Source organism: Gammaproteobacteria bacterium, assembly GCA_003696665.1.
Taxonomy (GTDB): domain Bacteria; phylum Pseudomonadota; class Gammaproteobacteria; order Enterobacterales.
The window spans coordinates 1-9,366 of record RFGJ01000487.1 but is presented as its reverse complement, the minus strand read 5'-3'; the positions used below and the strand labels follow the sequence as shown (position 1 = coordinate 9,366).

The 9,366-nt window shown below is 51.7% G+C and carries 11 protein-coding genes; 4 read left to right on the top strand and 7 right to left on the bottom strand.

The window, feature by feature from the left end:
• Positions 1–446: 2-polyprenyl-3-methyl-6-methoxy-1,4-benzoquinone monooxygenase (gene coq7 / locus D6694_11855; protein ID RMH38813.1), on the bottom strand; the 446-nt coding region annotated here is incomplete at its 3' end.
• 122 nt (positions 447–568) lie between these two features.
• On the opposite strand from coq7, the gene D6694_11850 reads away from it, so the two are divergent.
• Genes D6694_11850 through D6694_11840 form a run of 3 tightly spaced genes read left to right on the top strand, consistent with a single transcriptional unit; the run spans position 569 to position 2,789 of the window.
• Positions 569–1,417 carry an HDOD domain-containing protein gene (locus D6694_11850; GenBank protein RMH38811.1) on the top strand — a complete coding sequence of 283 codons (849 nt, stop codon included), beginning with the start codon at positions 569–571 and terminating at the stop codon, positions 1,415–1,417.
• 2 nt (positions 1,418–1,419) lie between these two features.
• The gene (locus D6694_11845; protein RMH38810.1) at positions 1,420–2,007 is read left to right on the top strand and encodes a glutathione S-transferase; all 588 of its coding nucleotides are present in this window, start codon (positions 1,420–1,422) and stop codon (positions 2,005–2,007) included.
• Positions 1,998–2,789, top strand: a complete 792-nt coding sequence (locus D6694_11840; GenBank protein ID RMH38809.1) for a hypothetical protein — start codon at positions 1,998–2,000, stop codon at positions 2,787–2,789. The genes D6694_11845 and D6694_11840 overlap by 10 nt, the downstream gene beginning before the upstream one ends.
• A 41-nt stretch (positions 2,790–2,830) precedes the next feature.
• Here D6694_11840 and D6694_11835 read toward each other — a convergent pair whose 3' ends face one another.
• The 4 genes from D6694_11835 to purD form a co-directional block, all read right to left on the bottom strand.
• Positions 2,831–3,169, bottom strand: coding sequence for a DUF1318 domain-containing protein (locus D6694_11835; GenBank protein ID RMH38808.1), 339 nt, complete (start codon positions 3,167–3,169; stop codon positions 2,831–2,833).
• A gap of 19 nt (positions 3,170–3,188) precedes the next feature.
• Positions 3,189–3,374, bottom strand: a complete 186-nt coding sequence (locus tag D6694_11830; GenBank protein ID RMH38812.1) for a YnbE family lipoprotein — start codon at positions 3,372–3,374, stop codon at positions 3,189–3,191.
• 66 nt (positions 3,375–3,440) lie between these two features.
• The gene (locus tag D6694_11825; GenBank protein ID RMH38807.1) at positions 3,441–5,801 is read right to left on the bottom strand and encodes a hypothetical protein; all 2,361 of its coding nucleotides are present in this window, start codon (positions 5,799–5,801) and stop codon (positions 3,441–3,443) included.
• Between the two features lie 2 nt (positions 5,802–5,803).
• Entirely contained in the window at positions 5,804–7,090 is a 1,287-nt protein-coding gene (gene purD, locus D6694_11820) for a phosphoribosylamine--glycine ligase (GenBank protein ID RMH38806.1), read from the bottom strand.
• 89 nt (positions 7,091–7,179) lie between these two features.
• Here purD and D6694_11815 point away from each other — a divergent pair, with 89 nt between their 5' ends.
• Complete coding sequence (locus D6694_11815) at positions 7,180–8,202, top strand: NAD(P)-dependent alcohol dehydrogenase (GenBank protein ID RMH38805.1); 1,023 nt, start codon at positions 7,180–7,182, stop codon at positions 8,200–8,202.
• Here the strand turns inward: D6694_11815 and D6694_11810 are convergent.
• Both D6694_11810 and D6694_11805 read right to left on the bottom strand, forming a co-directional pair.
• Complete coding sequence (locus D6694_11810; protein ID RMH38804.1) at positions 8,199–8,831, bottom strand: LysE family translocator; 633 nt, start codon at positions 8,829–8,831, stop codon at positions 8,199–8,201. The genes D6694_11815 and D6694_11810 overlap by 4 nt on opposite strands.
• A 1-nt stretch (position 8,832) precedes the next feature.
• The coding region (locus D6694_11805) for a 4-hydroxybenzoate octaprenyltransferase (GenBank protein ID RMH38803.1) at positions 8,833–9,366 on the bottom strand (534 nt) is incomplete at its 5' end.

Sequence of the window (9,366 nt, the reverse complement as noted above, 5' to 3'; positions counted from 1 at the left end):
TTTTCTGTTTCTGCTACGAAGCCAAGGCTCCATTTGTCGCCGACCAGACCCGCTGTTGCACCAATAGCAAGGCTGCCAAGATAAAATAGTGGGTCCAGATAGCTGGTGTGACTGCCAAGTTCCTTGACGCGGTCACGGCACCAACGAAGATGATCATTTTCTTCATTGGCGGCTTGTTGCATGGCGGACTTGACCTCATCAAGACGTGCCGTGAGTGCTTGGCCTTGATACAAACCCTGCGCACAGACCTCTCCGCAATGATCGACGCGCATCAAGGCTGCTGCCAGCGCTTTTTCTTGATCGCTCAGTGCTGCATCAACACTTGGATCAATATTGTCATCCGGCCGTGGACGTCCCGTATCTTTGGGCCGCCCAAACAAGGTACGAATGGCTGTATCAACGTTGAGACAGATTTCATCTAGCCTTGAAAGTTGTCGCATAATGATCTCCCCATTTGCGGAGAAGATGTTAGCATGGTTTACGGCGAGGCAAAACGTCGGCAGACATTTCGTCGAGAGGCAATTATTTGGCTACAATAAGAAATGCGGAAGACATAATATGTTAAGGAATGAACATGGATAACAGACCATCTGCAGAAATGTTGGCGGAACAGGCGGGAAGGCTTTTCACGCTTCCGGACATTGTGTTTAAACTGCAAGAAATGATTTACAGCGATACGAGCACTGTTCAAGACATCGCTGAGTTAATCAGTCATGACCCCGCCTTAACGGCTCGGCTACTGCGACTTGCGAACAGCAGTTTTTATTCGTTTCCCGCCAAAATTGACACCGTGTCAGCGGCTGTGACACTGGTTGGGACCAGCGAAATTTATAATTTAGCATTGGCAACGGTGGTGGTCGGAACCATGCAAACGGAGCGCCTTGCGCAGCTCAATCTTAAGGGCTTTTGGCAACAGAGCGTGCTGAGTGGCTTGGTGGCAAGAAACTTGGCAGAGCAGGCCGGTTTTCGGCAAACCGAGGCTGTGTTTGTGGCGGGACTGTTGCACCGCATCGGATATCTTGTTGTCGCGGAACAATGGGGAGAAGTCTTATCACAACTTGATCAGTGTGACGCATCAACGTTGCCGTGGGAGCACGAAGAAAACGTCTTGGGGTTCACCCTTGCAGAGTGTGGATATCATTTATTGCGAGAGTGGCAATTGCCAGAGACGTTGTCGCAAAGTGTGCGATGGCAACATAAACCAGAGCGCGCTGAAGACACCTACAGGCCCGCATGCTGGGCGCTCCACGTGGCCAGTTATTCGGTCGCTGATCATTTGCTTGGCGAAAGCGGCCGCATTGTGCGCGAGATTAAACCGGGGGCATGGGAGTCATTGCAGCTTGATGATGTTGCCGTGAAATTAGCGATGGAAAACGGACAGAACAATTTAGCGCAAATTGTCAATATTTTGTCATAGCCATGCGATTATTTTATTCCAACGCTTCGCCTTATGCGCGGATGACGCGAATTTTGGTCATTGAGCTTGGTCTTCAGGACGCTGTGACACTGCTGCCCATGCACCCATTTGATAATCCGCCCGAGCTATTGTCTGCCAATCCGCTTGGAAAAGTACCCGTATTGGTCAGCGAGCATCAGGCGTTGTGTGACAGCGGCTTGATCTGCGACTATCTGTGGGCATTGTCGAGGGCCACCGAAGATGTAATGGTAGATTGGCCTGCAAGGCAAAGACGCGCGCTTGCAGTTGGTATGCTGGATGTCGCCGTGGCATGGCGACAAGACAAGATGCGTCCGGAGTCGCAACAGTCAGCATTTTGGCAGAATCGATATCGTGCAGCGTTGCAAAGGACTTTGTCACATATCGAATCCGAGATGGGCGTAAAGCCATGGCCAGAATTTCCGGCCATTGAGTCTATTGCCCTGTTGTGTGCGCTCGATTACCTTGATTTCCGGCACCCCGAGTTTTCCGTGGAAATACCGAACATTTCTTGCTGGCGCAGGCCACTGTCTCAACTTCCTTCGGTGAAGGCCACTGCGCCATGCGACTGATACGGATTATCATCGGTGTCATGTTCTGTTTGGCCAGCTCTGGCCAGATAAGTGGGGCGGAAACAGAGCTGGCGGTTGAAGGCAGTGGCCTCACGCTGCACAAGGCCAATTATGTGCTTCCGTACACACGCAGCAGTCGCGATAAGGGGCATACGGATGCCGAATTTAAGATGCAGTTCTCTGCCAAGCAGCAAATCCAGGACTGGCCGTTGTATGTTGCTTTTACTTACAAGGCGTTTTGGAAGATGTACGATCAAAACGCCTCGAGGCCTTTTCGTGAATCTAATTACAATCCCGAAATTTTTTATTGGCATGATGCCAAACGTCGGGATTTTGGGCATTGGGGATTTTATGCAGGCATTGAACATGAGTCGAATGGTCAAGTCGGCATTGCCTCGCGCAGTTGGGACAGGATCTATTTTAAGCCTTACTACGAAAGAGATAATTACAGAATTGAATGGAAAGTTTGGTATCGATTGCCCGAAGAGCCGGCTCGTTTTCCCGGCGATCCGCTAGGAGATGAAAACCCAGGTATAGAAGATTATTACGGGCATTCGGAGCTCTCGTTTCGTTACCAGTGGTCAAATTTGCATATGTTGAGCGGGCAAGTTCGTTTTAACGCGCGTCGTGGAAGACGTGGCGTTGAACTGAACTATAGTTGGCCAACCGGGAGCCGACGACTTTTTTGGGTCGTGCAGTTATGGAGTGGCTACGGAGAAAGTCTGATTGATTATGACCAGTCGTATACGCGGATTGGTATTGGCGTGATGTTCAAGCGGTAGATGGGGAGCCGGCGAGCGGCCGGCTTACTCGACGTTAGGCGTTACTTTTTTCTCACCCAATTTCCATTCGGACTTTGAACATATTGCCCCGGTGGTGTGCGTTCGATATTTCGCTTGCCTGCGACTTTTTCGATTTCAGCAAGTGGCAGATTTTGCTTTTGTGCCAGTTTTTGGTAAATCGCGCGACGCTTTTGATTGACGTCTTTGACAAGTGCTTTGACGTCGTCTGGCGCTTTGGGGTCAACAAGGCCAATATAGCCGTCCAGTTGTTCGCCGATATAACCAGCCGCTTTTGCTGACTTGATGTCGGCGGCGATAACATTGGTGGCCAATGCCAAGAAAGCGCTGAGTAGAATGGATAGGAGTACTTTTGTGTTCATTGGTGTGTCACTCCGTAGGTTAGAATAGCCCGCTGTCTTCCGTCAGTACTTGATCGAGCTCTTTTTTGACGGCAACTTCGATTTTATGATCAATGGTAATGGTGGCATTGATTTCTATGGGTTTATCCGGCGCTTCAATGCGGATGGTCGGATTACAACCAGCCAAGCCGACGAGTAAAGCGCCCAACGCAAGACAACGTTTCATGATCGCTTCTCCTGATTTCATCCTGTAGTAGACAAGCATAGTGCGTTTGGCTGAATGCTGCATGAATCATTTCCCAATGTGCATCCCTTTTAATATATCTTGCTCAAAATCACCAGTCACAAAAACTGACCAGAACATTGATGGCAACTGACCTTGGATGGTGGGGTTGAACGCGATGGGGACCCCACCAAGATTTGGCATGTCAGGATTGGTACCAACGATTCTCAACTTGATTTGATAATGACCGTTTGGTTCGTAACTAAGCTGTCCAGATAGGCTGCTATAGTGAAAGTTTTCGAGCGCCGCGAACGCGATATTCGTGCTCGACAAACCTTTTCGATACTGAATGATGCCCGGGCCTTTCCCGTTGATTTGGCCATTTTGGATCGAGAATTTACCATGCGCCCAGCGAAACGGCGCCGTAAGGTCGACCACGCCTTTGGCTTTCAAGCCGTTGAGTTTGAGTGAAGAAGAGAGCGCCTCAAGCGACACATCTTTGATGACAACTTGATTGGCAAGGTGCCACTTGTCGATTGGTTTAAATAGATCGACGGCGAATGGGCGACTGGCCAATTGCCCTTGAAAGAGTGTCCCTTGTATGGGGCCCGCGTAGAGTTGGCCGGTGTCATCAAGTTGTCCTTGCCATTGCAGTTTAGCGATGGCATAGCCCGCTGCCGCTTGCATGTTGGCAGCAGATAGTGCGAGATCCCATTTGCGCTGTTCATCAAGCTCCATTTTGGCAAAAACATTTTGCCAGCCCATTTTCTTGAAACGCCCATAAAATTCGCTGATTGTCACATGGCTTTTGGCTTTGGTCGCCCTGCTGAACCAGGCCAACCAGGCGTGTTGCGAACTTGATTCTGGCAGCTTCTTGGGTTCGATGTGTGCCGACCATTGAACGTCCATTGTGCCCGCATCCCACATCAGATTGGAATCAATTGTCGGCCACCAGCGAGGAATCGTTAAATGCTCACCCTTGAGTGTAATATCGGTGGAGAAGTCCGAAAGTTTCGTGTCAAGCCGCCACAGGAGTGCTTCTGAGCCCATTGCCAATTGGCCGTTAAGTATGTGATTTGCCTGTGTGATTTTCCCTCGTGCTGTCAACTGCGTGGATTTATCGAGGATGGCGATATTGCCTTCGGCTGTGTAGTGTACCGGTGGTAGGACAATATCGGCGTTGGGCACCCACGTCAGTTGAGAATCTTCTAGAGTGAGTTTGAGTGATGGAATGGACAAGTATGGACCAAAAGAACCGTCTTTGAGCGACACAATTGGCGTCCGTATCTGGACATTGATACCTGTCGGTGAAAGGGTGGTTTGGACATCAGCATGCGCTTGCCATTCACCCCGAGCCTGTTGCGCAGGCAACAAATTATCCAGCGAGCCCAAAGCGGTGATCCTCATACGTGAAAGGCACCTAAGCTTGGCGCTGCATGTCAATGATTGCGGCCAGTCGATCTCTGTTTGCGCGAGTTGGGTTGAGATTTTCCACGGGCGCTCGGGCGCTAGCACAAAACCCTCTTTTTGCCCATCGACCCAGAGGTCAGGCATGGTGAGTTTAATGGGCCCATGTTCATTGGAATGAAAGACAAATGGTTGCGAAGGTTGAATCGCCAGATGCCAGTCGGGCCATTGCAACATAAACGTTCCATGTATCTCATTCGATGCCGAACGTCCGATAGTGGTCTGGAATTCGCCGTGATTGACAGAAAAATGGCCATAGGCGCGTGACTGCGACATCTTTGATTCGATAATGGCTGTCAATCCAGCGTCTGCGTGAACGGGTACGTGATCAATGATTGTGGATAGATGCGCACTTAGATTGAGGCGCGGTATTTTTCCGAGTGATAGCTGTGCGTGCCCGTGAGAAAGCTGATGGAATGCCCAACTTAGGCTTGCCCGATTTCTGGCTTCATTGAGAAGTACTTGGACACGGCCGCAGTGTTGCTGACTTGGCATTCGCCAGCACCCGGAGAGTTGAATTTTTTGAGCGTGGACATCTGTCGTGCCTTGCCATTGGCCAAAGGCAGTGGTCACCTGGAAATCTTTAATACGCCCTTCCGGCCACCAGGGCAGCGTGGTAGGCCAGTGAATCGGTTGAGGCTGTGATTCTGACGTGCTTGCTGGAACTGCTGGGGCGCGCACGAACAACGCGAGACGTTTTATGACAAATTCAGGCTTGGCCTCCCAAGTGAGGTAAACATCATGAAGCGTCAAACCAAAGTCATGTGACGATAGCTCAAGGTGTTGGATGTGCCATCCCGATAGTGTTGGATGTGACAGGCGTAGCGATACCAGCGAGAGGCCTTGTGGGAGCTGAGTGCTTAACAGAATCGGTAGCCACAGGGGGGCAGAAAGATAAGAAAGCAGAACAACAATGACGGGCGCAAGCCCCAGCCACCATCCTTTGCGGCTGGTACGCGTCATGGCTATCGAGACTCCCGTTTTATGGCGCGGTGGCCGATGTCGGTCCGATAATACACGTCAGGCCATGAAATCTTCTTCACGTTCTCGTAGGCCTTGCTTTGCGCTTCGGCGACGGATTCACCGAGTGCCGTCACACAGAGCACCCGTCCGCCATTGGTAAGTACGTGCTCACCATCAAGCTTTGTTCCGGCATGAAATACTTTGACATCCGGTGCAACGTTCTCCAGGCCCTCAATCACGTCACCTTTACGGTAAGCACTGGGGTATCCGCCCGCGGCCATGACCACGCCTAAAGCCGCACGGCTGTCAAACTCAATATCAATATCGTTGAGCACGCCACGTTCGGCGGCATCGCACAATTCAACAAGGTCTGAACGAAGCCGCATCATAATGGGTTGAGTTTCAGGGTCACCAAAGCGACAGTTGAACTCAAGTACTTTGGGCGTCCCGTCTTCCGTGATCATCAACCCGGCATAGAGAAACCCTTGATAAACGTGACCTTCTTCGGCCATACCTTCCACTGTTGGACGTATCACTTCATCCATAATGCGAGCATGAACCGCTGGGGTGACCACGGGGGCTGGTGAATAGGCACCCATACCGCCGGTATTGGGCCCAACATCCCCATTGTCTCTGGCCTTATGATCTTGACTTGAGGCGAAAGGAATGATGTGTTTCCCGTCCGTGATGACAATGAAACTGGCTTCTTCCCCGGTCAGGAATTCTTCCACAACAACCCGGTGCCCAGCATCGCCAAATCGATTACCCGCCAGCATATCGTCAATCGCCGCAAAAGCTTCTGCCTCGGTATGCGCGATAATCACGCCTTTTCCGGCTGCCAGCCCGTCGGCTTTGACGACGATCGGTGTGCCCATTTCGCGAACGAACGCTTTGGCAGCCTCTGCATCTGTGAAATTACCATAACGCGCTGTGGGGATTTGGTGGCGGGCAAGGAAATCTTTGGCAAACGCCTTGGAACCTTCCAGTTGCGCTGCGGCTTTTGTTGGCCCAAAACAACGCAGGCCACGCGCGCGGAAAAGGTCGACAATGCCTTTGACGAGCGGGGCCTCCGGCCCGACAATGGTGAGATCAACCTGATTGGTCTCAGCGAATGCCGCCAGCTGTTCGATGTCTTCTGCACTGATAGCAACATTTTTTAGCTTGGGTTCCGCTGCCGTGCCTGCATTGCCAGGTGCGACATACACTGTTTCAATCCCCGGATTCTGCGCAGCTTTCCAGGCCAGTGCATGTTCTCGGCCACCACCACCAACAATGAGAATTTTTTTCATAGAGACAATAGTTCGGTTGCATTTGCGACATGCGCATTATTTTAGCATCATGATGGCATCCGGTCTGCGTCAATTCAGGGGAGAATGCTATGAAAGTTCGTGCTTGGGCAGCAGAAGGTCCTGAACAACCCTTGGTACCATTCGAATATGAGTTGGGGTCGCTTGGCGAGGATGAGGTCGACATTCGAGTAGAGGCGTGCGGTATTTGTCATAGCGATTTGTCAATGCTGAACAACGAGTGGGGAATCAGTCAGTATCCATTGGTTCCCGGCCACGAAATTGCGGGCACAGTGGTGGCTGCTGGTCGCAATGTGCGCCATGTGCGCGTTGGACAACGTGTGGGTCTGGGGTGGCACCGAGGCTATTGCCAAGGTTGCATAGACTGTTTGTCCGGTGAACCGCATCTGTGCTCAGAATCAATGCCGACAATTGTTGGCCATCATGGCGGGTTTGCCGAACGGGTTCGGGCTCAGGCCGCTGCCGTCTGCCCTTTGCCAGATGAGTTGGCCGCAATCTATGCTGGGCCGCTCATGTGTGGCGGACTCACGGTGTTTAGTCCGTTGTTGACGGAAGGAGTGCGCCCTATCGACCGTATTGCCGTTGTTGGTATCGGCGGCTTGGGGCATTTGGCCATCCAATTTGCATCGAAATGGGGGTGCGAGGTGGTGGCCATGACGTCCTCATCCGACAAAGCCGCATTGGCGCGCGAGTTGGGAGCGCATCATGTCATTTCATCGCGAGACACCTCGCAATGGAGTCCTTGGCGCCGTCGACTGCACATGATTCTTGTGACCACGAATCATGCGCTTGATTGGTCGGCCATGCTTGATTTGTTGGCGCCACATGGCCGATTACATTTTGTCGGCGTGGTGAAGGAACCCCTGATGCTACCTCCTGCTAGTCTTCTTGACCGCCAGAGGAAGATTTCGGGCTCGCCAGTTGGTAGTCCGGCGCTGATGCGGATGATGATGGAGTTTGCGGTACGTCATAATATTCGTCCGCAAATCGAACGTTTCCCCATGTCACAGGCAAATGCTGCGCTTGCGCATTTGGCGACAGGCAAGGCACGCTTTCGTGTGGTGTTAGAAGCTGACTGGCCAAACGGAAGCTAGTGCATAAAGCTGGTTAGGCCAATTTGGATGGCAAGCACAATGAGGGCAACGCCCATGATGCGATCGAACCAGTGACCGAGTCTGAGAAATTGGTGGCGAATGTGCTGATGACCAAAGAAAATCGCCACCAATGAGAACCAGATGGCGGTCGCGACTGCCATGTACAGGCCATAGACGGTTTGTGCCCAGAACGGAGTGCTCGGTTGTATGACGAGGGTAAACAGGGACAGAAAAAATAGCGTTGCTTTCGGATTTAGGCCGTTGGTGAGAAATCCAATACGAAATGCATGATGCGCGGATGTGTTAATTGCCGGGGATGAAAGCTTTTCGGGATCGAGGGGTTTGGCGCGCAGCGCCTTGTAGCCCAGCCAGCCGAGATAGCCTGCCGCCGCATATTTCATGAGATTGAACAGGACATCCGAGCTTCTCAACAATACGGCAATGCCAAGCACGCAATAGGTCACGTGCAATAATATCCCGGTGCCGACGCCTGACGCTGTGATGATGCCAATACGCTGGCCATGATTGACGCTTTGCCGAACAACCACAGCAAAATCTGGTCCCGGACTGGCGACCGCCAATGCATGCAACCCTGCGACCAGCAGAAACTCTTGCCAGAACGTGCTCATATCATTGCACCCAGTACCCCAGAAGCGTACCAATAAAGAAGGTCAGCCCAACCCAATTATTGTTTAAAAATGCTTGAAAGCATTTTTCCGGTTTTCTTCGATGGATCAAGTATTGCTGGTAGGCAAAAAGTCCGGCCACAATCAGCAGGGCGACAAAATAGGGCCAGGATAAATCGGCTCGCAGCCCTGTCAAGCCCAGGCCAAGTAAAGTCATGGCCTGCAAGATGCCGATGATAAAGCGATCGGCCTCACCAAACAAAATGGCAGTGGACTTGATGCCCGCTTTCAGGTCGTCTTTGCGATCAACCATGGCATATTCGGTGTCGTAGGCAACGGTCCATAGCAAATTGGTGATGTAAAGGACCCACGCAACAGGTGGCAATGCGTTTTGCTCCGCAGCAAAGCTCATCGGGATACCCATTCCGAATGCGAGCCCCAATACAACTTGCGGCCAATGGGTATAGCGTTTCATAAACGGATAGATGGTCGCCAATGCGGCTGCGACAAATGAGAGTTGAAGGGTGAGCGCGTTGAG

Excerpts from the sequence above, each read along its gene's own strand:
- D6694_11850 (RMH38811.1), top strand. The coding sequence starts at position 569 with ATGAACATGGATAACAGACCATCTGCAGAAATGTTGGCGGAACAGGCG.
- D6694_11845 (RMH38810.1), top strand. The coding sequence starts at position 1,420 with ATGCGATTATTTTATTCCAACGCTTCGCCTTATGCGCGGATGACGCGA.
- D6694_11840 (RMH38809.1), top strand. The coding sequence starts at position 1,998 with ATGCGACTGATACGGATTATCATCGGTGTCATGTTCTGTTTGGCCAGC.
- D6694_11835 (RMH38808.1), bottom strand. The coding sequence starts at position 3,169 with ATGAACACAAAAGTACTCCTATCCATTCTACTCAGCGCTTTCTTGGCA.
- D6694_11830 (RMH38812.1), bottom strand. The coding sequence starts at position 3,374 with ATGAAACGTTGTCTTGCGTTGGGCGCTTTACTCGTCGGCTTGGCTGGT.
- D6694_11825 (RMH38807.1), bottom strand. The coding sequence starts at position 5,801 with ATGACGCGTACCAGCCGCAAAGGATGGTGGCTGGGGCTTGCGCCCGTC.
- purD (RMH38806.1), bottom strand. The coding sequence starts at position 7,090 with ATGAAAAAAATTCTCATTGTTGGTGGTGGTGGCCGAGAACATGCACTG.
- D6694_11815 (RMH38805.1), top strand. The coding sequence starts at position 7,180 with ATGAAAGTTCGTGCTTGGGCAGCAGAAGGTCCTGAACAACCCTTGGTA.
- D6694_11810 (RMH38804.1), bottom strand. The coding sequence starts at position 8,831 with ATGAGCACGTTCTGGCAAGAGTTTCTGCTGGTCGCAGGGTTGCATGCA.